Annotated in this window: 22 protein-coding genes; 12 read left to right on the top strand and 10 right to left on the bottom strand. The window is 72.3% G+C overall.

The annotated features are described in order from the left end of the window. Nucleotides 1-116 precede the first annotated feature (116 nt). From pstS to ACSIH6_RS15740, 5 genes are all read left to right on the top strand, one after another. Complete coding sequence (gene pstS, locus ACSIH6_RS15760) at nucleotides 117-1,298, top strand: phosphate ABC transporter substrate-binding protein PstS (protein ID WP_435109048.1); 1,182 nt, start codon at nucleotides 117-119, stop codon at nucleotides 1,296-1,298. 116 nt (nucleotides 1,299-1,414) lie between these two features. Further along, entirely contained in the window at nucleotides 1,415-2,422 is a 1,008-nt protein-coding gene (gene pstC / locus ACSIH6_RS15755) for a phosphate ABC transporter permease subunit PstC (RefSeq protein WP_435109047.1), read from the top strand. Further along, nucleotides 2,419-3,330: a phosphate ABC transporter permease PstA gene (gene pstA, locus ACSIH6_RS15750; RefSeq protein ID WP_435109046.1), complete on the top strand. Its 912-nt coding sequence runs from the start codon at nucleotides 2,419-2,421 to the stop codon at nucleotides 3,328-3,330. The genes pstC and pstA overlap by 4 nt, the downstream gene beginning before the upstream one ends. 155 nt (nucleotides 3,331-3,485) lie before the next feature. Next, on the top strand, nucleotides 3,486-3,704 hold the full coding sequence (locus ACSIH6_RS15745) for an EF-hand domain-containing protein (RefSeq protein WP_435109045.1): 219 nt from the start codon (nucleotides 3,486-3,488) through the stop codon (nucleotides 3,702-3,704). A gap of 7 nt (nucleotides 3,705-3,711) precedes the next feature. Next, nucleotides 3,712-4,395: an HAD family hydrolase gene (locus ACSIH6_RS15740; RefSeq protein ID WP_435109044.1), complete on the top strand. Its 684-nt coding sequence runs from the start codon at nucleotides 3,712-3,714 to the stop codon at nucleotides 4,393-4,395. 27 nt (nucleotides 4,396-4,422) lie between these two features. Here the strand turns inward: ACSIH6_RS15740 and ACSIH6_RS15735 are convergent, their stop codons facing one another. Next, entirely contained in the window at nucleotides 4,423-5,148 is a 726-nt protein-coding gene (locus ACSIH6_RS15735; protein WP_435109043.1) for a spermine/spermidine synthase domain-containing protein, read from the bottom strand. A 151-nt stretch (nucleotides 5,149-5,299) separates the two neighbouring features. On the opposite strand from ACSIH6_RS15735, the gene ACSIH6_RS15730 reads away from it, so the two are divergent. Beyond that, nucleotides 5,300-5,833: a MerR family transcriptional regulator gene (locus tag ACSIH6_RS15730; protein WP_435109042.1), complete on the top strand. Its 534-nt coding sequence runs from the start codon at nucleotides 5,300-5,302 to the stop codon at nucleotides 5,831-5,833. Here the strand turns inward: ACSIH6_RS15730 and ACSIH6_RS15725 are convergent. Continuing rightward, complete coding sequence (locus ACSIH6_RS15725) at nucleotides 5,764-6,609, bottom strand: MerR family transcriptional regulator (RefSeq protein WP_435109041.1); 846 nt, start codon at nucleotides 6,607-6,609, stop codon at nucleotides 5,764-5,766. The two genes, ACSIH6_RS15730 and ACSIH6_RS15725, sit on opposite strands and share 70 nt — an antisense overlap. A 63-nt stretch (nucleotides 6,610-6,672) precedes the next feature. On the opposite strand from ACSIH6_RS15725, the gene ACSIH6_RS15720 reads away from it, so the two are divergent. Beyond that, nucleotides 6,673-7,149 (top strand): DUF6194 family protein, encoded by a 477-nt coding sequence (locus ACSIH6_RS15720; RefSeq protein ID WP_435109040.1) that lies wholly within the window; start codon nucleotides 6,673-6,675, stop codon nucleotides 7,147-7,149. A 137-nt stretch (nucleotides 7,150-7,286) separates the two neighbouring features. Here ACSIH6_RS15720 and hisG read toward each other — a convergent pair whose 3' ends face one another. The 3 genes from hisG to ACSIH6_RS15705 form a co-directional block, all read right to left on the bottom strand. Continuing rightward, nucleotides 7,287-8,141: an ATP phosphoribosyltransferase gene (gene hisG / locus ACSIH6_RS15715; RefSeq protein ID WP_435109039.1), complete on the bottom strand. Its 855-nt coding sequence runs from the start codon at nucleotides 8,139-8,141 to the stop codon at nucleotides 7,287-7,289. Nucleotides 8,142-8,216: 75 nt separating this feature from the next. Beyond that, nucleotides 8,217-8,480, bottom strand: a complete 264-nt coding sequence (locus ACSIH6_RS15710) for a phosphoribosyl-ATP diphosphatase (protein WP_013156366.1) — start codon at nucleotides 8,478-8,480, stop codon at nucleotides 8,217-8,219. A 183-nt stretch (nucleotides 8,481-8,663) separates the two neighbouring features. After that, nucleotides 8,664-9,497, bottom strand: coding sequence for an SDR family NAD(P)-dependent oxidoreductase (locus ACSIH6_RS15705; RefSeq protein WP_435109038.1), 834 nt, complete (start codon nucleotides 9,495-9,497; stop codon nucleotides 8,664-8,666). 251 nt (nucleotides 9,498-9,748) lie between these two features. Here ACSIH6_RS15705 and ACSIH6_RS15700 point away from each other — a divergent pair, with 251 nt between their 5' ends. Next, nucleotides 9,749-10,453: a class I SAM-dependent methyltransferase gene (locus tag ACSIH6_RS15700; RefSeq protein ID WP_435109037.1), complete on the top strand. Its 705-nt coding sequence runs from the start codon at nucleotides 9,749-9,751 to the stop codon at nucleotides 10,451-10,453. Nucleotides 10,454-10,539: 86 nt separating this feature from the next. Here the strand turns inward: ACSIH6_RS15700 and ACSIH6_RS15695 are convergent, their stop codons facing one another. Beyond that, nucleotides 10,540-11,592 (bottom strand): D-alanine--D-alanine ligase family protein, encoded by a 1,053-nt coding sequence (locus tag ACSIH6_RS15695; RefSeq protein ID WP_435109036.1) that lies wholly within the window; start codon nucleotides 11,590-11,592, stop codon nucleotides 10,540-10,542. Next, nucleotides 11,585-12,793, bottom strand: coding sequence for an alanine racemase (alr, locus tag ACSIH6_RS15690; protein WP_435109035.1), 1,209 nt, complete (start codon nucleotides 12,791-12,793; stop codon nucleotides 11,585-11,587). Before alr ends, ACSIH6_RS15695 begins: the two co-directional genes overlap by 8 nt. Nucleotides 12,794-12,895: 102 nt before the next feature. Here alr and ACSIH6_RS15685 point away from each other — a divergent pair, with 102 nt between their 5' ends. Further along, complete coding sequence (locus ACSIH6_RS15685) at nucleotides 12,896-13,552, top strand: response regulator transcription factor (RefSeq protein ID WP_435109034.1); 657 nt, start codon at nucleotides 12,896-12,898, stop codon at nucleotides 13,550-13,552. Nucleotides 13,553-14,052: 500 nt separating this feature from the next. Next, nucleotides 14,053-16,413: a trehalase-like domain-containing protein gene (locus tag ACSIH6_RS15680; RefSeq protein WP_435109033.1), complete on the top strand. Its 2,361-nt coding sequence runs from the start codon at nucleotides 14,053-14,055 to the stop codon at nucleotides 16,411-16,413. A gap of 110 nt (nucleotides 16,414-16,523) precedes the next feature. On the opposite strand, the gene ACSIH6_RS15675 is transcribed toward ACSIH6_RS15680, so the two are convergent. Both ACSIH6_RS15675 and ACSIH6_RS15670 read right to left on the bottom strand, forming a co-directional pair. Continuing rightward, a complete protein-coding gene (locus tag ACSIH6_RS15675) occupies nucleotides 16,524-17,099 on the bottom strand; it encodes a hypothetical protein (RefSeq protein WP_435109032.1) in 576 nt (191 codons plus the stop codon). 321 nt (nucleotides 17,100-17,420) lie between these two features. Further along, nucleotides 17,421-18,017 (bottom strand): GNAT family N-acetyltransferase, encoded by a 597-nt coding sequence (locus ACSIH6_RS15670; RefSeq protein WP_435109031.1) that lies wholly within the window; start codon nucleotides 18,015-18,017, stop codon nucleotides 17,421-17,423. A gap of 209 nt (nucleotides 18,018-18,226) precedes the next feature. Here ACSIH6_RS15670 and ACSIH6_RS15665 point away from each other — a divergent pair, with 209 nt between their 5' ends. Together ACSIH6_RS15665 and ACSIH6_RS15660 are read left to right on the top strand one after the other, a co-directional pair. Then, a complete protein-coding gene (locus ACSIH6_RS15665) occupies nucleotides 18,227-19,342 on the top strand; it encodes a winged helix DNA-binding domain-containing protein (RefSeq protein ID WP_435109030.1) in 1,116 nt (371 codons plus the stop codon). Between the two features lie 118 nt (nucleotides 19,343-19,460). Further along, complete coding sequence (locus ACSIH6_RS15660; protein WP_435109029.1) at nucleotides 19,461-21,398, top strand: hypothetical protein; 1,938 nt, start codon at nucleotides 19,461-19,463, stop codon at nucleotides 21,396-21,398. 273 nt (nucleotides 21,399-21,671) lie between these two features. Here the strand turns inward: ACSIH6_RS15660 and ACSIH6_RS15655 are convergent. Continuing rightward, a partial coding sequence (locus tag ACSIH6_RS15655) for an RNA-guided endonuclease InsQ/TnpB family protein (RefSeq protein WP_435109028.1) occupies nucleotides 21,672-22,604 on the bottom strand: 933 nt, incomplete at its 5' end.

Genomic DNA, 22,604 nt, shown 5'->3' with positions numbered 1-22,604 from the left:
CATTCACCCTTCTTCTACCATCCCGCCTTCATTTCGATGACGCCGCGCCTTCCTGCGCGCTTACTGTCGTTTCACGTCAGCCCCGACAGCGGTGATTCAACGAGGAGAACTACGACATGCGCAACGGGCGTTCCAAGCTCGCCGTCCTGGCGGCCATCCCCCTGCTCGCGGCGGCGTGCAGCAGCGGAGGCGACACTGGCGGTGACAGCTCCGGCGGCGGCGGCGGTGGCGACCTCAGCGCCTCCCTGACCGGAGCCGGGGCCAGCTTCCCCGATCCCCTGTTCCAGGACTGGATCTACACCTACTCCAACGACGTCCAGCCCGGCGTCAGCGTCAACTACCAGAGCGTGGGCTCCGGTGCCGGCGTGGAGCAGTTCCTGGAGCAGACCGTCGACTTCGGCTCCTCCGAGGAGCCCCTGAACGAGGAGGACCTCACCGCCGCGGCCGATGCCCGCGGCTGTGAGGCCGTGCAGTTCCCGGTCGTCTTCGGCGCCGTCGTCATCGCCTTCAACAACCCCGAGCTGGACGGCCTGGTCCTGGACCCGGCGACCATCGCGGCCATCTACGACCGCGAGATCACCACGTTCGACGACCCGGCCATCGCCGAGCTCAACCCGGACATGGAACTGCCCGGCGACGAGATCATCCCCGTCCACCGCTCCGACAGCTCCGGCACCACCTACGTGTTCTCGCACTACCTGAGCACCGAGGTCGAGTCCTGGGCCGACACGTACGGCGAGGGCAAGGAGATCGAGTGGGCCGACGGCCTGGTCGGCGGCCAGCAGAACGACGGCGTCGCCCAGGGCATCACCCAGAACCCCGGCGGCATCGGCTACGTCAACCAGTCCTTCGCGCAGGAGGCGGGTCTGTCCGTCGCCCACATCGTGAACGAGGACGGCAACCCGATCGAGCCGACCCTGGAGTCCACCATCGCGGCCTCCGAGGAGGCCGAGATCCCGGAGAACTTCCAGTTCGCGATCGACAACATCGGCGGCGAGGGCTACCCGATCGCCGGGTCGAACTGGATCTTCACCTACACCTGCGGCTACGAGCAGGCCAACGCCGACGCCATCATCGACTTCTGGACCTGGGCCCTGACCGACGAGGGCGCCCGCGACCTGGCCGGTGAGCTGGGCTACGCGCCGCTGGGCGAGGAGCTGACCGACCGCGTCGTCGCCGAGCTGGAGAAGACCAACGCCGAGAACGGCGGCGCCGACGCCGGCGCCGAGGAGGAGGCCGGAACCGGTGAGGGCGCCGAGGAGGGCGCCTCCCCCGAGGCCGAAGCCACCACCGAGTAGGAACGCCCCGCGGGGCCGGGAGACCTCTCCCGGCCCCGCACGCCCTTCCCAACCTCCGCCCCAGTCCCGGGGCGGGACGCTCTCCACTCCCCACGAAAGCCACAGAGGAGAAGCACATGTCCACCGAGGCCCGCGAGGCCCCCCAGGCCCCCGAGGACTCCCGGCGGGGGACGCTGAAGTCCGGCAAGGGGCGCCTGGGCGATCCGATCTTCAAGTGGGCCGTCGCGGCCTGCGGCACCATCGTGCTGGTCATCCTGGCGCTGATGGTCATCCGGACCACCAGCGAGGCGTGGCCGGTCTTCGCCAAGGAGGGCTTCTTCGGCTTCCTCTTCGGGGAGGACTGGCAGAGCGGCGGCTCGCGCACGGAGATCACCGGCACCTACGGCGCCTGGCCCTTCATCTACGGCACCCTGGTCACGGCGGCCATCGCGATCGTCATCGCGCTGCCGCTGGCGATCATGGTCGCCGTCTACCTGACCCACCTGGCCCCGCGCCGTCTCGCCAAGCCGCTGTCGTACACGGTCGAGCTGCTCGCCGCCGTGCCCAGCGTCATCTTCGGCCTCTGGGGCCTGCACTGGTTCCTGCCGAACGTGATGCGCCCCTTCTTCGTCTGGCTGGAGAGCACGTTCGGCTGGTTCTTCCTCTTCGAGGGACCGGTGCGCGGCGTCGGCTACCTGCCCGCGGGCATCGTGCTGGCCATCATGATCCTGCCGATCATGACGGCGCTCATCCGCGAGGTCGTCGTCGTCCAGCCGGTCGATCAGCAGATGGCCGCCTACGCCCTGGGCTCCACCCGGTGGGAGGTCATCACCAAGGTGATCCTGCCCGCTAGCTTCTCCGGGATCGTGGCCGCCGCCATGCTGGGGCTGGGCCGCGCCCTCGGTGAGACCATCGCCGTGCTGATGCTGATCGGCGGCACGCAGGGGTGGAGCGGCAGCCTGTTCGGTACCGGAAGCAGCATGGCCTCGCACATCGCCGCGTCCTTCGGTGAGGCCTCGCCCGAGGTCCGGACGGCGCTGATGGCGATCGGCGTCGCCCTCTTCCTGGTCACGATGATCGTCAACATCCTGGCCCGCGTCATCGTCTGGCGCCTGGGGCAGTTCACGGGAGACTCCGCCGTATGAGCACAGCAACCACCACTCCTCCGGCCGCCCGGCACGCCCCCCTGAGCGAGCGTTCATCCGGTTCGGGCTTTCGCAGGTTCAAGGACCGCTCGGCCTCGGTGGTACTGACCGCCGCGATGGTCCTGGCGATGATCCCGCTGGTCCTCATCATCTTCGAGGTCACCCGGCGCGGCATCGGCGTCGTCAACCTGGAGTTCTTCACCGCGACCGAGCCCCCGCCGCGGCGCGAGGGCGGCGGGTACGCGGCCGGGTTCTTCGGCACGCTCTACATCATGGCGCTCGCGGTCGTGATGTCGGTCCCGTTCGGCATCGCCACGGCCGTCTACGTCGTGGAGTACGGGCCCAACCGCCTGACCGGCGCGATCCGCTTCTTCACCGACGTGATGACGGGTATCCCCTCGATCTTCGTCGGTCTGTTCGTGTACGGCCTGATCGTGATCGGCTGGGGCAGCATGGGCTTCGGCACCTTCGCCGGTGCTCTGGCGATCGCCATGATGATGCTGCCGATCGTGACGCGGTCCGCGGAGGAGATGCTGCGGCTCGTGCCCAACGAGATGCGCAACGCCAGCTACGGCCTGGGCGCGCGCAAGTGGCAGACCATCGTGCACACGGTGCTGCCCGCCGCCGCCCCCGGTCTGACCACCGGCTCGATGCTGGCCGTCGCACGCGGTATCGGTGAGACCGCCCCGCTGCTGCTGACCGCGTTCGGAACCGGCCTGGTCGTGACCGCCTTCCAGGGCGAGCCGCAGGGCGCCGTGCCGATGCAGCTGTACCGGGGGGCCATGCAGCCCTTCGAGGCCGGTATCGACCGCGCCTGGGGCGCCGCCCTGTGCCTGTTCCTGCTGGTGCTGCTGTTCACCGTGATCGCGCGGTGGATCGGCTCGCGAGCCTCCGTGGGCAGCCGCTAGCGACCCGACCCCTTGGGGCCGTGTACCGGAGGGCCCTCCGGTGCGCGGCCCCTTCGGCTCTGCGGGGACCGACATCCTGGCAGCTTCCCGAACCGCCCCCTCACCGGTAATCTTGCGCCGGACCCGCCACCGCGACTCCCTGGAGACGAACGCAGATGCCCGACACCAACGAGTACGCGACGACCTTCGCGTTCGTCGACGCCGACAGCGACGGCCGCATCTCCACCCAGGAGTACGCCGACCTGATGCACCGCCTGGGGGACAGCTGCACCGAGGAGCAGGCCCTGCGGGCGATCGAGGCCATGGACCAGGACGGCGACGGGCTGATCACCCTGGACGAGTTCACGGCCTACATGTCCGACACCAGGCGCTGAGCCCCCGATGGGCTCGCCCTACGGTGCCGTCCTGTGCGACGTCGACGGGGTGCTGCGCCTGTGGCCCCCGGACGCCATGCCCGGCGTCGACCGGGCGTACGGGCTCGCTGAGGGGACACTGGCGGCCACCGCCTTCCGCCCCGACCTCCTGCTGCCCGCGATCACCGGACGCGTGTCCGACGAGGAGTGGCGCGAGGGCGTCGCCCGGGCGCTGGCCGACCGCTGCGGTGGTCAGGAACGCGCCCGCGCCCTGGTCGCGGACTGGACCGCGATCCCCGGCACGGTGAACCAGGAGGTGGCCGCCCTGCTGACCGCCGTGAACAGGCACGTTCCGGTGGTGCTGGTGTCCAACGCGACCTCCCGGCTGGAGTCCGACCTGGCGGCGCTCGGACTGGACGGGGTCGCCCTCCACGTCGTCAACAGTTCGCGGGTGGGCGTGGCCAAGCCGGACCCGGAGTTCTACCGGATCGCGGAGGAGAGCGTCTCCGGAGCGCGCTCGGGCACCTTCATGGGCGCTCCCATCCTGTTCGTCGACGACACCCCGGAGAACGTGGCCGCCGCCGAGGATGCCGGACTGTTCGCGCTGCACTGGGGAAGGGACGACGTGCTCGGGCGCCTGGTCGCGATCCTGCCCGAGAGAGACCGCGGCCCCTGGGCGCACGTGCGTGTGCCCGGGGAGGCGCCGAACTGACGGTGCGCCCCGAGCGGAGCCGCCGCCTCAGCGCGGCTCGCGCACCAGGTAGACGGTGTCGGGCACGCCGTTGGCGACCAGGACCTCGATGACCTCCACCGACGCGAACCTGCCCCGCAGCGACTCCTCGAAGTCGGGCACCGCGTTGGCGCTCCAGAAGGCCAGGACCCCGCCGGGGGCGAGCAGGCGGGTGAGCTGGTCCAGTCCCGCGGCCTCGTAGAGGCGGTTGTTGTTCTCCACCACCGTCCAGTCGGGCCCGTTGTCGGTGTCCAGGCAGATCGCGTCGTAGCGGACGGGGTTCGCGGCCGAGGACGCCTTCTCCAACCAGGCCACGATGTCGGCGTTGACCACCCGGCAGCGCGGGTCCTGGTGCACGTAGTCGGCGGCCTCGCCCAGCTCCCCGTCGTGCCAGGCGATCACGTGGGGTTCGAGTTCCACCACTTCCACCACCGCCACCTGGGGGTGCTCCAGCGCCTCGCGGGCGGAGAAGCCCACGCCCAGCCCGCCGATGAGCACCCTCGAACGCGAGCGGCCCGCGGGGAGGGCGGCGAGGCTGGCACGCACCATCTCGCGCTCGGAGGTGCCGTCGCGGGTGTCCATGAGGAACACCCCGTTGGAGTAGATCTCGTAGTGCGCGCCCACGCGGCGCAGTACGAGGTCGCCACCGGTCTCCCCGGTCACCCTCGCCAGGGTGACCGTCTCCTCCTCGGGCTCGCGGAAAGCGGAGGCGGTGTACGTCGTCGGCTGGTCCATACCCCACATTGTGCCCGCCCGTCCGGCGGATACGTCCACGCTCCCGCCGCGGGGACCGGGAGGACCGACCTGCGGCGGCCCGCGCCGGGGCGTCGGCCGACCCGGAGCGCCCGCTTGCCCCTCCCCTTGGGGGAGGAGCCACAGCGGAACCATGCTTCCCATCGGTTCCTTCAGCGAACTCACCGGCCTCTCGCACAAGGCACTGCGCCACTACCACTCGCTCGGGCTGCTGGTCCCTGCCCGTGTGGACGAGGACACGCAGTTCCGCTGGTACACCGTCGACCAGATCGAGCGCGCCGGGCAGATCGTCACCCTGCGCCGCGCGGGCATGGGCCTGGACACCGCCCGGCTCGTGGTGGACGACCCCGGCCTGGCCCCGGACGCGCTGGGAGCCGAGGGGGGCGACGCGGACTACCGGGTGTGCGTCCCGGTCGCGGCGGTCGGGCCCTCCCCGTCCCCGCTGCCGGAGGACGTGGAGCTGATGGAGTACGGGGAGGACACCGAGGCCTGGCTGCTGATGCCCGGCCGGGAGAGCCTGGGCGGCCTCACCCTGGCGCTGACCCACCTGTTCGGGCACGAGGTCGAGGGCATGTTCGCCGACGTGGGCGCCCTCCGTCAGTCGGAGTGCGACGAAGGCGTGGAGTTCGCCATCGGGATGCGGCCCCTGGCGGAGGCTCCGGGGTGAGGATCCGCGTCTGGTGGCCCCGAGCCCGGAAGTCCCACATCCGGAGGCCCCGCGCCCGGAGAGCGCGCTGACCGCAGCAGGACGCCGAGCGCGGCGGCGCCTTCGAGCAGGGCCGCCGACCGGGCGTCGATGCTCGCGTCCCGGGCGGCCAGCGCGGTCATCACCTCGTCCCACCGCCGTGCGCGGCGCAGCTCCGGCATCAGGGCCCGGAGCGGGGTGACGCGGTACCCGGCCATGCGCAGCTGGTGGACGATCCGCGCGTCCCGGGCGTCGGCGGGCGAGTACCTCCGCGTTCCCCTCGGGGAGACCCGGCCGGGCACGACGAGCCCCTCGGCGTCCCAGTGCCGCAGCGTCGAGGGCCGCACACCGAGCGCGTCGGCGAGTTCGGAGACGCCCATGGAGTCCGCCGGGCGAACGTCCCCGACCGGCTCCGCGGCGATCGCCTCCGCGGCCTCCCTGGCCAGTCCGAGTTCCCGGCGCTCGGTGTGGAGCCGGGCGTGCGCGGCGTCCAGGAGGGCGAGCAGGTCCGAGGCCGGGTACCCGTGCGCGGCGCGCACGATCCGCCTGGCCTCGACCGGACCGGCCCCGGCGGCGAGGGCCCGGTAGGCCAGGGCCGAACACACGTGCACCTCGGCGTAGACCCGGTACCCCGCGGCGGTGCGCGCCGCCGGGGGCAGCACGCCGTCGCGTTCGAGGTTGCGCACCTGTTGGACGGAGTACCCCGAGCGCCGGGCGACGTCAACCGTGCGCATGGCGGCCGACTTGCGACTTCTCACTCCCCCACCTCGCACTCTTCGCGGAAAAGTCTCCACAAGCACATGAATGTAACGCTGGAACACATGAGCATCGACGAGATCACCGCGTTCCTTGAGGAGCTTGGGGGCGTGCTGACCCTCAGGCCGCTACCCGGCGACGGCTCGCCCGAGATCAGCTGGGGCGACGCGTTCTTCTACTACGCGCCCGACGGCGCCGTCCCCACCGCGACCCAGCCCTTCGCGACCGTCGTGACGAAGGACTACCCCGACGACCGGGCGTCGCGCCTGGACCGGCCCGGCGTCTTCCGCCTGAACGTCGCCGCCGGACGGGAGGCCTTCGTCAGCTGGACGGGCCGCGAGCCGCGCGAACCGGCCGACCCGGACGCGGATCCGAGCGCGGCGGACGTCGTGACGGCGCACCCCGTCTACGGCGGCCTGGGCTGGCTCGCCGTGGTGGACCCGGGACCGCGGACCGGGGAGGCGGTCCGGGAGCTGCTCCGCACGGCTCACGGCCTCGCACGCTCGCGACACCGGCGGCGCACCGGGACCGCGTCGGATTAATTAACGGTCGGCGCCGGACTGACGGGCGGCACCGGGCTGAGGGGCGACGCCAAGGCGCGCGAACGCCCCGTGGAACAACGGGGACCGGCGGGGGCTGGCCTGGCCACCCCCCGCCGGTCCCTCACCCAGGACACGCCCTACAGGCGGCAGGCGTAGATGTCGGTGACCAGGATGGCGCGGGCGCCGAGCTGCCACAGGTCATCCATGATCCGCTGGGCGTCCTTGCTCCGCACCATCGACCGGACCGCGACCCAGCCCTCCCGGTGCAGCGGGGAGACCGTCGGCCCCTCCATGCCCGGGGTGAGCGCGACCGCCGCCTCCAGGCGCTCGGCGTGCACGTCGTAGTCCATCATCACGTAGTCGCGGGCGACCAGGACGCCGCGCAGACGGCGCACCAGCGTGTCGAACTTGGGGTTCTCGGGGGCCTCGCTCGGACGGATGACCACCGCCTCGGAGACCAGTATCGGCTCGCCGAAGGTCTCCATGCCCGCCTGGCGCAGGGTGGTGCCGGTGGAGACCACGTCGGCGACGACGTCGGCGACGCCGAGCTGGACGGAGCTCTCGACCGCGCCGTCCAGGTGGATGACGCGGGCGTCGACGCCCTGCTGGTCCAGGTAGGAGCGCAGGAGTCCGTCGAAGGACGTGGCGATCCGCTTGCCGTTGAGGTCGGACACCTTCATGTCGGCGCCACCGGGCGCGGCGAAGCGGAAGGTGGAGCCGCCGAAGCCCAGCGGCAGGACCTCGTCCACGGCCGCGCCGGAGTCCAGCAGCATGTCGCGGCCGGTGATCCCGGCCTGGAGGATGCCCTCGCCGACGTAGACGGCGATGTCCTTGGGGCGCAGGAAGAAGAACTCGGTGTCGTTGTCGGGGTCGATCATGACCAGGTCGCGGCTGCTCTTGCGCTGCCGGTACCCGGCCTCGCGGAGCATCTCCACGGCGGGTTCGGAGAGCTGCCCCTTGTTGGGCACGGCGATTCTCAACATGTCGGGCATGTTCACGGCTTTCTCGTGGCTGCGTGTACGGGGACGTGGCGTCGGTGGCCGGATGCGCACGGGCTGCGCGTCGGCCTACAGATGCTTGTAGACGTCCTCCAGACGCAGGCCGCGGGCCAGCATCAGGACCTGGAGGTGGTAGAGGAGCTGCGAGATCTCTTCGGCGGCCTGGTCGTCCGACTCGTACTCGGCGGCCATCCAGACCTCCGCCGCCTCCTCGACGACCTTCTTTCCGATGGCATGGACGCCGGCGTCGAGCTGGGCGACGGTCCCGGACCCCTCGGGGCGGGAACGCGCCTTCTCGGACAGCTCGGCGAACAGCTCTTCGAAGGTCTTCATGGTGTCTTTCCTCGACCGACAGATGCGCTACCAGCGTAGGCGGTCCGGCGCCCCGATGCCGCACCCTCGCGAGGATGTCTCAGCATGTGGTCGGCGGCGTGCGCCACACCGCGCCGCGCTCCGCCCGTCCCGTCCCCGCGCGGGGCAGCCGCTCCCCCGGGTCCACCAGGCCCCTCCCCCGCTTCACCACACCTTGCGGGCGGCGGCGCGCACGAGCGGCTTGGGGATGAAGCGCAGGAGCCCCGTGGCCGCCTTGTACTGGGCGCCGGCGACGACGCTGGAGCGCCCGGCCGCCCAGGCGGCGAGGGACTCGCGCACGACCTGCTCCTTGGGGACGAACGCGAACGCGGGCAGTCCGCTCTCCTGGACGCCCCTGGTCATGTCGGTGCGCACGAACCCCGGCAGGACCGCGGTGACGTGCACGCCGTGCTCGGCGACCTCGGCGGCCACGCTCTCGCTCCACAGGGACACGAACTTCTTCCCGGCCCCGTACACCGAGCCGCCGGGGTTGGCGGCGATCTCGCCCGCGACGGAGGAGAGGTTGATGACGCCGAGCCTGGTCCGGTTCGGAACGGTCCCGCGGCGGGCGATCTGCACCGGCAGGACGGCGCGGGTCAGCTGGAGGACCGCACGCACGTTGAGGTCGAGCATGGCGTCGATCTCCGAGGGCTCCTGCTCGGCGAAGGGGCCGCCGTCGCCACGCCCGGCGTTGTTGACGAGCAGGTCCACGGGGGCCTCGTCGCCGCTGCCGTCGGCCGACAGGCGCCTGACGACGGGCGAGAGGCCCTCGTCGGTACCGAGGTCGGCGGGCAGGGGCTGGACGCCGACCCCGTAGCGTCCGCCGATCTCCTCGGCGAGGGCCTCCAGGAGCTCGCCCCGGCGGGCGACGAGGACGAGGGAGTAGCCGCGCTCGGCGAGCCTGCGGGCGTACTCCTCGCCGATCCCGGTGGAGGCTCCGGTGACCAGCGCGGTCCGGGGGTGGGCGGGGGTCTCGGAGGTGCTGGCCGGTTCGCTCATCCCCCCAGGGTAGGTCGTCACCGGCCGTACGGACAGCGGTCCCGGCGGACGGCGGAGCGGCGTGCGCTCGGGGTCGCGGCCCGGCGGCGTCCGGCATCTCCCGCCAGCGCCCCGGCCCGCCCCGCGCCCCCGGCGGGGCCGAAGTTCCCCTTTGCGCGGTGGGTATGGACACACACGGTTTCACCTGGGTTTTCCCCGAACGCGGCCGCGCCGACTCCCTTCGGGGAGGGGTGAGGCGTTAGCGTGCGTGTATGTCCGAGACCCACAGCCCTGCCGGACCCCTTTCCTCCCTGAGGTTGGACGAGCGCCTGCGTGACACCCGACTGTTCTTCAGCCAGGCGCTGCGCACCTTCCACGCCACCGGTTCCATCCTCCCCAGCAGCGGTGCGCTGGCGCGTGCGATGGCCGAGTACGTCCGGCGCCGACCCGAACCCGACCGCCCACTGCGCATCCTGGAGGCCGGAGCCGGGACCGGCGCGATCAGCCGCGGGATCGCCGCCGCGATGCAGCCGGGGGACACCCTGGACCTCGTGGAGGCCAACCCCGAGTTCGCCGCCCATGTGGAGGGACTGCTCAGAACCGACCCGGTCATGTCGCGGGTCGCCGACGACTCCCGCGTGCACGCCAAGCTCGTCAACGACATGGGCACCGAGCGGTCCTACGACGTGATCGTGTCGGGCCTGCCGTTCGCGAACTTCACCGTCGACGCCGTCCGGGAGATCCTGGACTACTACTTCGAGGTGCTCGAACCGGGCGGGACCCTGTCCTTCTACGGGTACCTGTACACCAAGGAGGTCAAGGCGGTCATCGCCCGCCGCGAGGACTACCTGCGCCAGGCCCGCACGAGCTGGCTGGTCCAGGAGTGGATCGACCGCTACGGCGTCGGCTCCGAGAAGGTGTTCGCCAACGTCCCTCCCGCGTGGGTGCACCACCTGCGCAAGCCGGGGAAGGACTGAGCCTCCCCTCCCCCCCCTCAGCCGACGGACCGGGCCCGCCACACGCGTGGCGGGCCCTCGTGCGTTCGCCCGGAAGGGCGTGCCCCTCAGGCCAGCGCGGTCCGGATGAGGCTGTCCAGCAGCTCGGGGTACTCCAGGCCCGCAGCCCGCCAGATCTGGGGGTACTGCGAGTGCGCGGTGAACCCGGGCAGGGTGTTGACCTCGCTGACGACGGGTTCGGTGCCCCCGCGCAGGAAGAAGTCCACGCGCAGCAGGCCGGAGCAGCCGACCGCCTCGAACACGCCCAGGGCGAGGTCGCTCAGCTGCGTCCGGATCCCGGCCGGCAGGTCGGCGGGGATGTCGAAGACCGTGTCGCCCCCGTACTTGGCGTCGTAGTCGAAGAAGCGGTCTGCCTCCGCGACCCGGATCTCCAGCGGCGGCCCGGTCTTGAGCGCGCCGTCGGGCAGCTCCAGGACGGCCAGGTCGACCTCGCGGCCGATGACCGCCTCCTCCACCAGCACCTTGGTGTCGAACTCCCGCGCGGTCTTGACGGCGGCCTCCAGCTCCGACCAGTCGCCGACCCGCGTCACCCCCAGGCTGGAGCCGCTGCGCGCGGGCTTGACGAACACGGGCAGCCCCAGCTCGGCGCGCTCCCGCGGCGAGACCTCGTCGTCCGGTCCGCGCAGCACCACGTCGCGCGCGACCGGCAGCCCCGCCGCGCGCAGCAGCGTCTTGGTGGTCGCCTTGTCCATCCCGGCGGCGCTGGCGAGCACGCCGTTGCCCACGTACGGGACGCCCAGGAGCTCGAGCATCCCCTGGATCGTGCCGTCCTCGCCGTAGGGGCCGTGGATGACGGGGAAGACCACGTCCGCCTCGCCCAACGCGAGGATCGCCTCGCCCAGACCGTCGCCCGTGCGCCGCTCCCCCTCGCCGTCGGGCTCGGGGGTCAGGGCCAGCAGGCGCTCGGCGTCCAGCGCGGCGGGGTCGTCGGTGTCGGTGCCCACCACCCACGCCCCGGCGCGCGTGATCCGCACCGGGACGACCTCGTAGCGGTCTCGGTCCAGGTGGGCGAGGACCGACATCGCCGACGCGCACGAGACGTCGTACTCCCCGTTGCGTCCACCGAAGACGACGGCGACGCGTGTTCTTGCCTCAGGCACTCGATCTCTCCTTGCTCGCTTCGCGCGGCACGGGCCGCGCCAGGTCCTGGTGGAGGCGGGGCACGCGGGCGCCCACGCCGGTGAGAATCTCGTGGGGGATGGTTCCGGCCCAGTCGGCCCACTCCTCGACGGTGGGCTCGCCCCGGTCGCCGGGGCCGAACACGACCACCTCGTCGCCCTCGCGCACGTCCATGCCGCCGACGTCGACCACGAACTGGTCCATGGCGATGCGTCCGGCCACGGGGCACCGCCGTCCGGCGATCCACACGTAGGCCCGGTCCCCCGCCGCCCGGGGGACGCCGTCGGCGTAGCCGAGCGGGACGAGGGCGAGCAGGCTCTCGCGCGAGGTGGTGTAGGTGTGGTGGTAGCTGACGCCCGTCCCCGCGGGGACCCGGCGGACCATGGCCACCCGGGCGCGCAGGGTCATGGCCAGGCGCAGGCCGAAGCGCCTGCCCTCGACGGGCTCCACTCCGTAGAGGCCGACGCCCGCCCGGACCAGGTCGAAGTGCGTGGCGGGCTCGTTGAGGATCGCGGCCGTGTTGGCCAGGTGCCGCAGCGACGGGTCGAGTCCGGCCGCGCGCGCCTGGGAGATCGCCCTCTCGAAGGCGGTGACCTGCTGGGCGGTGGTCGCCGCGCCGGGCAGGTCGGCGGAGGCCAGGTGCGACCAGACGCCGCGCACCCGGACCAGGCCGCCCAGTTCCAGCACGCGGGCCAGTCCGACCAGGCCGGGCCAGGCGTCCGGCGGCGCACCGTTGCGGCTGAGACCGGTGTCGGCCTTGAGGTGGACGTGCGCGACACGGCCCGTGCGCACGGCGGCGTCGGCCACGGCGCGCAGGTGGCTGACCGAGGGGACGGACAGGTCCACGTCGGCGGCGACGGCGGAGTCGAAGTCCTGGTCCGCACGGTGCAGCCAGCACAGCACGGGGGCGCGCAACCCGGCACGGCGCAGGGCGAGCGCCTCCTCCAGGGAGGTCACGCCCAGCCAGGTCGCTCCGGACTCCAGGGCCGCGTGGGCGACCTCCACGGCCCCGTGGCCGAAGCCGTTCGCCTTGACGACGGCAAGAATTTCGGAATTGGTCCGCTTTGCCATGAACCGTACATTGTGGGCGATCGCGCTTATATCAATGAGGGCCTCGCCCAGAGGTGAGGCCGGGTGTCCGGGGAGGTGGAGCGAGTGCTCCCCGGGGTCGGTCGACGGCATGACCAAAAAGTAGACACGACGCGCTGTGAACAGAGTGTGAGCGCCCCCCTCGTCACGTTCCACGGAAGCGCCCGCCGAGCGCGGAGGGAGAAGGAAGAGCGTATGAGGGTCTTGGTCGTGGACCACGGAGAGGACCCCGCACAGCCGACCGCCTCGTGGCTGCGGGCGGCCGGTTTCGCCGTGGACACCGCCCCGGACGGGGAGACGGCGCTGTACAAGCTGGCCGTCAACGAGTACGGGGTCATGCTGCTCGAACGAGCGCTGCCGGGGCTGAGCGGGAACGAGGTGTGCCGCGCGGCCACCGCCCTGCACGGTCAGGTGCGGGTTCTCATGGTGAGTTCCCCCACCAGCCCGAAGGAGCGGCTCGCCGGTTTCGAGCTGGGCGCCGACGACTACCTCACCAGGCCCCTCGACCGCGAGGAGATGATCGCCCGGGTCCGCGCCCTGGCCCGGCGGCCCGGCCGGGCCGACCCGCCGGTCCTGGAGCGGTCGGGTCTGCGGCTCAACTCCACCCGCTACGAGGCCTCCCGCAACGGCAGGCCCCTGCACCTGTCGCCCAAGCAGTTCGGGGTGCTGGAGGAGCTGCTGCGCGCCGACGGCGCCCCGGTGTCGGCGGAGTCGTTGCTGGAGCGGGTGTGGGACGAGAACATCGACCCGTTCACCACGATCGTGCGCGTCACCATCCGCTCCCTGCGGCGCAAGCTGGGCGCCCCGAACCCCATCCAGACCGTGCCCCGCGTGGGTTACCGGCTGATTTGACCCGGATCCCGGGCCGGACGGGGACTCCTCGGACCGGGCGGTGACCGGAGCCCGCAGCCGACCTCCGCCGACCGCCGACGTGTCCCATCGCACGTCCCGCGCCGCCGGAGCGCACGCGATCCCCTTCCGCCGCCCGGATCCTTCGCGACGGTGGGTGATCACGGACTCGCCCGGATCGGGATCCGCGACCTTTGTCCTCTTTTGCGGCCCATTCGTGACCTGCATCACTGGAATCTGAGGTCGCAGGTACGGGTGGGACGCGGGTAGTCTCGCGTTGACTTCTTGCGGACCGGATCTTTGCGTTCGGCACCACCTCTCGCCCACACACACGTGAAGAGTTCCTGAGGATCCCTCTGACGTCCCCGGAAGTCCCATCCCGCGCCACAAGCCCTGGGCTCACCTTTGTGCACACCCATATCAGAGTGAACCAGCAGCATGCGCGCGGAGTCCTACAGATCATCCGATTCCCCAGGTCAACGCGGACCAACGGAGGAGGCAGCGTGACGGTCACCCAAGCGGTCGAAGCGGTTCCGGGCATTCCGGAGGACACCGCTCCCGCGCTCATGCCCGTGGACGTCAGACAACGCGTCTCCGCCCTCGCCAGGACCTCGCGGCTCCTGGTCGCCTGCGACTACGACGGCGCGCTCTCCACGGTCGACCCGGCCGACCGGCGCCCGCTGCCAGAGGCGCTGCGCGCGCTGCGCGACCTGGCCGACCTGCCCGGCACCGTGTGCGCGGTCATCTCCGGCCGCCCCCTGCGCGACCTGGCCGCGCTCTCGCGCCTGCCCGCCGAGGTGCGCCTCGTGGGCGCCCACGGCACCGAGTTCGACACCGACGTGACCATCGACCCCGCCCACCGCTCCGCCGACTCCCCCTCGGACAAGGCCGCCGCCCTGGAGCTGCTGCGCGACCAGGTCGAGGCCACCGCCATCCTCTACATCGGCGGCGGCGAGGGCGAGGAGCCCGTCTTCATGCGGCTGACCGGCGCCGACGCGGGCGTGCGGGTCGGCGAGGGGCCCACCGTGGCCTCCCACCGCGTGGCCGACACCCCGACCGCCGCGACCCTGCTGTCCGCGCTGGCCGCCGAGCGCCGCTTCTGGGTCTTCGGCGAGCGCCCCACTCCCATCGAGCGCATGTCGATGCTCTCCAACCAGGGCTCCGTGGCCCTCGTCGGCCCGGACGCGCGCCTGCTGTGGTTCTGCCACCCCGAGCCCGACTCGAACGCCGTGTTCGCCGAGGTCCTGGGCGGCCGTCATGCGGGCGTGTTCGCCGTCGCCCCCGCCCACGGCGGCCGCCCGCTGGGCCAGCGCTACCTGCCCGGCACCATGACCGTGCGCACCCGCTGGTCGCGCATGGACGTCACCGACTACCTCGCCCACGGCACCCCGCAGGGGCGCACCGACCTGATCCGGGTGATCAGCGGCGTCACCCCGGCCACGGTGGAGTTCGCCCCCCGGCCCGACTTCGGCCGCGTGCCGGTGCGCATCACCCCCCAGGAGGACGGCCTGCTCGTGGAGGGCGCCGACTTCCCGATGGTCCTGTACTCGCCCGGTGTGGAGTGGGAGATCGACCACGACGGCGTCTCCGACCTCGCCCGCGCGGTCGTCCACCCGCGCTCGGAGCAGCCCGTGGTGCTGGAGCTGCGCTGCGGTACCGACTCCCTCGTGCGCGGCACGCTGCCCGAGTCCGAGCGCCAGCGGACGTCCGGTGAGCACTGGTCGCACTGGCTCGACGGGCTCACCCTGCCCGACACCGCCCAGCAGCTGGCGGCGCGCTCCGCGCTCACCCTGCGCGGCCTGTGCACCCCGTCCGGGGGCGTGATGGCCGCCGCGACCACGTCGCTGCCCGAGGAGATCGGCGGCGTCCGCAACTGGGACTACCGGTACTGCTGGCTGCGCGACGGCGCCCTGACCGTGCGGTCGCTGGTCTCCCTGGGCTCGACCGCCGAGGCCGAGGAGTTCCTGGACTGGGTGCACCGGGTCGTGGACTCGCTGCCCGGCCCGGAGCTGCTGCGCCCGCTGTACTCGCTGCGGGGCACCAACCTGGGCCCGGAGGAGGTCATCGAGTCGCTGTCCGGGTACGCGGGCTCGCGGCCGGTGCGGATCGGCAACCTGGCCGACCACCAGGTGCAGCTGGACGTGTTCGGCCCCGTCGTGGAGCTGATCGAGAAGCTGTCCTCGGTGCGCGGCACCCTGGCCGACCGCGACTGGGACCTGGTGCGGTCGATGGCCGAGGCGGTCGCCCGCCGCTGGCACGAGCCCGACCACGGCATCTGGGAGGAGCGCGACGAGCCCCGTCAGCGCGTCTACTCCAAGGTGATGTGCTGGGTGACCCTGGACCGCGCCGTCGCCCTGGCCCGCGCCTACGGCCGCGAGGTGGACCCGTCCTGGCCGGACCTGCGCGACGGCATCGCCGCCGAGGTGCTGGACAAGGGCTGGAACGAGGAGGCGCAGGCCTTCACCACCGCCTACGACGGCACCGACCTGGACGCCGCGTCCCTGCACATCGGCCTGTCCGGCCTGATCGACCCGGCCGACGAGCGCTTCCAGGCCACCGTGACCGCCGTGGAGGCGGAGCTGCGCAGCGGCCCGACCGTGTACCGGTACCACCGCGACGACGGCCTGCCGGGCGGCGAGGGCGGCTTCCACCTGTGTACCGCGTGGCTGATCGAGGCGTACCTGCTGACCGGCCGCCGCGCGGAGGCGGACGAGCTGTTCAAGCACCTGGTGGACTGCGCCGGACCGACCGGGCTCATCCCGGAGGAGTTCGACCCGGTCACCGAGCGGGCGCTGGGCAACCACCCGCAGGCGTACTCGCACCTGGGCCTGATCCGCTGCGCGCAGCTGCTCGACCGTCTCTGAGCCCTGCCGGGCGCCCGTGGGTGCCCTCCCCGGCCCGTGAGGGCCGTGGGAGCGCGCCCACGGACGTCCCGCACGTCATCGGGCGGACCCGCGGCGTTCGGCGGGGTCGGTCAGTGACCGGTGGGGCCCGCCTGGTCGGGATAGCCGCCGGGGCCGGGGTGCTTGGGGTTGCCGCCGTGACCGGGGTACCCGCCGGGGCCCGACTGGCCCGGGTAACCGCCCTGGCCGGGGTGACCGCCCTGGAGGGGCTGGTAGCGGGGGTCGGTCACGCGGAACCACTCCTTGGCGCTCTCGGTCCGGATGAGGATCAGGATGACCGCCATCAGGACTATGCCCAGGGCCGGGTTGGAGGAGTCGGTGAGCAGGTTGAGGAGCGCGCTGGCGAATCCCAGGCCCACGACCACGAGCACGAGAGTGCGCGCCCTGTCGCCGCCCTTCCCCAGGGCGATGGCGACGTAGACCTCGAAGGCCGTGAGGGCGAGGCCGAAGAGCAGGATGGCCGCGAGTCCGCCCACTCCCATGCCCATCTCGGCCTCGACCTGAGCGCTGGGCAGGCTGGCGACGGCGACGAGGCCGAACAGGGCCAGGGAGTAGAGGATGGCGGCGAGCACGATCCTGATGATGAGGATGACGCGGACCGCCTTGAGCGGACCGGGCATCGGGGGTGCGGGAGCGTAGGGGTTCACGGGGGAGACGCCTTCCCGGTCGGGGTCGTGAGCGGGACGAAGGATGTTTCGGACCTACGACTTCCACGGGGGGAGAACGGTTCCCTCCCCGGGCGAAACCCGTGCCCCGCCCGCGCCGACAGAGCGGGCGGCTCCCAGGGGACGGGAGCCGCCCGTGACACCGGGGGCGGTGTGAGAGTGGTGTCTTCCCCCTGCTCCGCGGCCTGACCATCGTTTCCCGACGCGCGGATCCAGTCGGACACGCGGACCCCACCGCAAACACGGAACCCACGAGAAACGCGGACCCCACCGGGCTCGCGAGCCCCATCGCGGACACCGGCCTCACCGGAATCTCGGGCCCTCCTCCAGGCGTTCGCGCACGTCCGGCCACTCGTTGCGCAGCACCGAGTAGTACACGGCGTCCCGACGGCGCCCGCCCGGCATGACGTTGTAGCTGCGCAGGACACCCTCCTCCGTGGCACCGATGGAGCGCAGGCCGCGCCGGGCCCGTTCGTTGAGCACGTCGGTCTTGAACTCGATCCGCTCGGCTCCCATCTCCTCGAAGGCGTGCCGCAGCAGCAGGTACTTGGACCAGTGGTTGACCCCCCGGCCCCGGAAGTCGCGCCCCAGCCAGGAGCTGCCGACCTCCAGCCGCAGGTCAGGCTCGGACATGTGCCCGTAGCTCATGCTGCCCGCGATGCGCCCGCTCGCCTTGTCGGTGATGGTGAACGTGGAGCGCTGGCCGCCGTCGCTGGCGGCCAGGTAGGAGTAGAAGAACCGGACGAAGCTCGCCTCGTCGTCCACACGGGCCACGAAGTGCGTCCAGATGTCGGAGTCCATGGCCTGTTCACGCCACCCCTCGCGATCCGTCTCCACCAGGGGAGTGAGCAGCACGTGCTCGTTCTCCAACCGGACACGCGACTGCTCGGACCACAACATGGGCACTCCTCCGGTATACGGCGTTATGTCCGTTGCGGATTGTAGTGTCGTCCCACGGACCGCCCGTCGAGTGGGTACCCCACACAGCAGCCGCCGCTCCGCCCGCCGCCCGGGGGCGCACCGGTCCGCCCCGCGTGCGGCCCCCGCCCTGTCGGAGCCGGTGGATAGTGTGACCCCCCACTGACCGGTAATCCTGGAGGAACCGAGCGATGGCCGCCACCGACACCGTTCTCTCCCGGCGCGCGCTCAACCGCGCCACCCTCGCCCGCCAGTTCCTCCTCCGGCGCGTGGACCGGCCGGTGACCGAGGTCGTCACCCACCTGGTCGGCCTCCAGGCGCAGACCACGCACACCTGGTACGTCGGGCTCCAGAACCGGATCGAGGACCCGTCCCCCGAGGACGTCGGCCGCCAGCTCACCGACGGCGAACTCGTCCGCGCCACACTCATGCGCGGCACCCTGCACCTGGTCACCCCCGAGGACTTCCGCGCGCTGCGCCCCACGGTCCGTCCCGTCATCGCCAGCGGCCTGGCGCACAGCAGCCACGGGAGGGCCACCGCCGGGATCGACCTGGACGCCGTGGTGGACGCCGGGCGCGCCCTGCTGGTGAAGGAGCCGCTCACCTCCGGCGAGCTGGGCGCGCACCTGGCCGGGCGGTGGCCCGGGATTCCCGGCGACGACCTGTCCTACGTGGTGCGCTCCCTGCTGCCCGTCGTCCAGATCCCCCCGCGCGGGGTGTGGGGCTCCTCCGGGCCGCCCGCGTTCGCCCCCGCCGACACCTGGACCGGGCTGCCCATGGACGCCGAGCCCGATCCGGAGGCGCTCGTGCTGCGCTACCTGGCCGCGTTCGGACCGGCCACCGTGAAGGACGTGCAGGCGTGGTCGGGGCTGACCCGGCTGCGCGCGGTGGTCGACCGCCTGCGCGAGCGGCTCGTGGCCCTGCGCGGCGAGGACGGCGCCGAGCTGTTCGACCTCCCCGACGCCCCGCGCCCCGGTCCGGACGTCCCGGCGCCCGTCCGCTTCCTCTACGACTTCGACAACGTGCTGCGCGGCCACGCCGACCGCGGCCGGATGCTCTCCGCCGAGGACCTGAGGCGGCTCGCCTCCCGCCACGGGATGCCGCCCGCCACGGTGCTCGTGGACGGCGAGGTGCGCGGCTCCTGGAAGGTGGTCCGCACCAGGGGGACGGCGGCCGTGGAGGTGACGCCGTTCCGGCCGTTCGGGGCCGCCGACCGCGACGAGGCGGAGGCCGAGGGGCTGCGGCTGCTGGGTTTCCTGGCACCGGAGCGCGACGGGCACGAGGTCCGGTTCGCGGCGACCGCCTGACCTCCGCCCGCCCCGGTACGCACGGACCAGTCCGTTTTGTCGGGATTCTTTCGGTACCCGGCTTCGACGCATGTGACCGGACCACGGACACTACGTGTGGGTATGGAAGGATTCACAGGTGACCGATGAGTTCCGTGCCGCGTTCCAACGCGTGCTCGACACCGCAGCCAGCCAGGCACCCGCGTTTCCGGCGGCCGTGCACGACGTGTTCCGGCTGTCCTCCCAGGTGCCCGTCGAAGAACTCGCCATCGCCATGGAGGCGCTGGCCCCGGTTCTGGGCGACAGTGAACCGGTCGCCGGGATCGCGGCCGACCTCGCCGTCCTGGCCGGTGCCCTCGTGGAGGCCGGAGCGCCCGCGGGACAGGTGGGGCTGGAGGTACTGCGCCAGCTCGGAAGTTACGGTCAGGCCGCGGTGGCCTTCATGCACGCGTGGGACAAGACCGGCGGCGGACAGCTGCCCGCGCCCAACGACGTGTCGGCGGCCGACGAGCAGCGCGTCGAGGAGGTCCTCGGGGATAACGCCCCGCTGGCCACCGTGGGCTGGTGGACGTCCCTGCGCTACGGGCTGGCCGCCAAGGCCATGCTGGGCGACCCCGAGGTGCGGGCGGCCGTGCGCGCCGACTCCAGCGCCCTGGAGGGGCTGACCCAGATCGTGCACGCGCTGTCCACGCAGCTCAGCGAGTTCATCGAGGTGAACGAGCTGCTGCGGATGGCGGAGGCGGGCACGCTCCTGGTGCTGGACCGGACCTCGCGCCGGGGCTTCCGGGTGCGCTTCGACGGGATCGGCGATAACTTCCAGCTGCACACGCTGCTCGCGGACGCGCTGATCGGCAAGGAGGGACGGCTGGTGCCGGGCACCCGGCCCGATCCCCGGTGGACCGCCGCGTGCCTGGACGCGCCGGTGGACCCGCTGGCGGACGTGGTGCGCGGCGAGTGGGACCTGGTCGGCGGCGACGGCACGTGGGTGGGCAACGAGGCCTACCCCGGGGACATCCCGCTGGTCGAGGGCACGCGGGTGCTGGTGCTGGAGCCGCAGTCGCTCAGCCACTCCTGGCCCGCGGGGCGCAGGCACCCGCACATCCCGGGGTCGCTGGAGGTGCTCGAGGAGCTGCGCCACGAGGACGCGGCCGTGTGGTGGACGCGGATCCACCTGGCCGGTTCGGTGCGCCATCCGATGGCGCCGCCGATCGAGCACGACGAGACCGGAACCCACCGGACGCAGGCGCCCCGCCACTTCGGTGTCGCCGCCCACTTCGCCGAGGTGGACTCGGGTCCGATGTCGGCCTCGTTCCGGTCGCTGGACCCGGAGGCCGATGACGGGCTGCTCCCCGGGGAGTCCGGCGTCGCTCCCGCGGAACCGCAGTCCCCGCCGGAGCCGTGGGGGACCCCGCCGGAGGACCGGGGCGGGCACTCCGGGACCGACGCGCCCGAACCGCACCCGTGGGCCGCCGACCCGCTGCCCTCCCGCACGCGTCCGGAACCGCCTGAGGCCCGCCGGGCCGGGGACCCGCTTTCGGACCCGCTCACGGACCCGCTTTCGGACCCTCTCACGGATCCGCTCACGGATCCGCTCACGGATCCGCTTTCGGACCCTCTCTCGGGTCCGCAGGAGCCCTGGCGACCAGAGGAGCGGACGGAACAGGCCCATCCCTGGCCCCTGGCGGCGTCGGAGAACTCCTGGAGTTCCGCCGAGCCCGCCGAGCCGCTGGGTGCCTGGAGGAGCCCCGAACCCCTGGGCTCCTGGACCCCCGCCGAACCCGAGGGGCAGTCGGGGCGGGAGGGGCGGGACCAGCCCTGGAGCCCTGCGGCTTCGGAGGACCCGTTGGGCGCCTGGGGGCAGCCGGAGGCCCCGGAGGACCGGGGAACGGCGGGCCCGGCCCGCCCCCTGGACTCGGAGGACACGGCGGATACGGCGAACTCCGGGGATCCCAGGGACTCCGGCGACGGAAAGCGCCCCGGCGCACGTCTGCTGCCGCCCATGCCGCCGGGTGTCTCCGACAGCTGGGCCTGGGCTCCGGGCTGGAAGTGGCCCGCGCCGCCCGGTTCCTCCGACTGAGCGCGACCCGTGGTGCCGAGGAGAACGCTCGCGGCCGCGCACCGGGTACGGTCACGGGTCCGGCACGGGTTCGGGTCCGCCGACCCTGCCCCGACTCCGGTGCCGCCGTATGACAGGTGTCATGCCGCGGCCCTGACGGCTCTCACTCCGACCCGGTGACTCCTGCGTCTGGGGGCGGGCCTCCCCGGTCAGCCAAGCTTGGGGGTATGACGACATTGACTTCCTCCTCCTGAAGGAGGGGGATTCCGACCGCCCCTGACGGGACGGTCCCGCTCACGCGGGCTGTCTCACGACAGCGGTTTCCTGTTTCGTCGCCGACCGCGGAAGGGAGGACCCCTGCCGTCTGACACCAGCTCCACAGGCATCACCCGAGACTGCCTCCCGGGCTGCGACTCGACCAGCCGCAAGGGTGTTCTTGGCCGCGTTGACGTCCCGATCGTGTCGGGTGCGGCAGGCAGGGCACGTCCAGTACCGGGTGCCCAGGGAAAGCGTGGCCAACAGGTACCCGCACGCCGAGCAGGTCTTGGAGGAGGGAAACCACCGGTCGATCACCACCAGGGTGCGACCGGCCCGCGCGCACTTGTACTCCAACTGGCGGCGGAACTCACCCCACCCGCAGTCGGAGATCACCCGTGCGAGACGCCGGTTGGTGACCATGCCCGCGACGTTGAGGTCCTCGATCGCGATCAGGTCATGGTCGCGGACCAGCCGTGTGGTGGTCTTGTGCAGGAAATCCTGCCTCGCGTGGCGGACCTTGCGGTGGGCGGCGGCGACCTTCGCCTTGGCCTTGCGCCGGTTGGCCGACCCGCGCCGCTTGCGGGCCATGCGGCGCTGGTAGCGGGCCAGGTTCCTGGCTTTGCGTTCCAGGTGGCGGGGGTTGGCGATCTTCTCGCCCTCGGAGGTGACCGCGAAGTCCTTCACTCCCAGGTCGAGGCCGATCTCGCGTCCGGTGTGCGGGGCGGGTTCGGGATCGGTGGTGTCCACCGCGAAGGCGACGTACCAGCGCCCGTCCGCCTCACGGGAGACAACAACCGTGGTCGGCTTCAGCAAGGCGAGGTCGACATCGTCGAAGGACCAGGCCAGGCGAAGCGGCGCTTCCTGCTTGGCCAACCACAGTCGTCCCTCGCGTATGCGAAACGCGCTGCGGGTGTAGTGCGCCGACTGGCGCCCAGTACGGGACTTGAACCGGGGGTAGCGGGCGCGTTG

The sequence above is a fragment of the Nocardiopsis synnemataformans genome (genome assembly GCF_965343085.1).
In the GTDB taxonomy this organism is placed as follows: domain Bacteria; phylum Actinomycetota; class Actinomycetes; order Streptosporangiales; family Streptosporangiaceae; genus Nocardiopsis; species Nocardiopsis alborubida.
The sequence above is the reverse complement of the archived record's forward strand: the minus strand, read 5'-3'. Positions and strand labels throughout refer to the sequence as shown.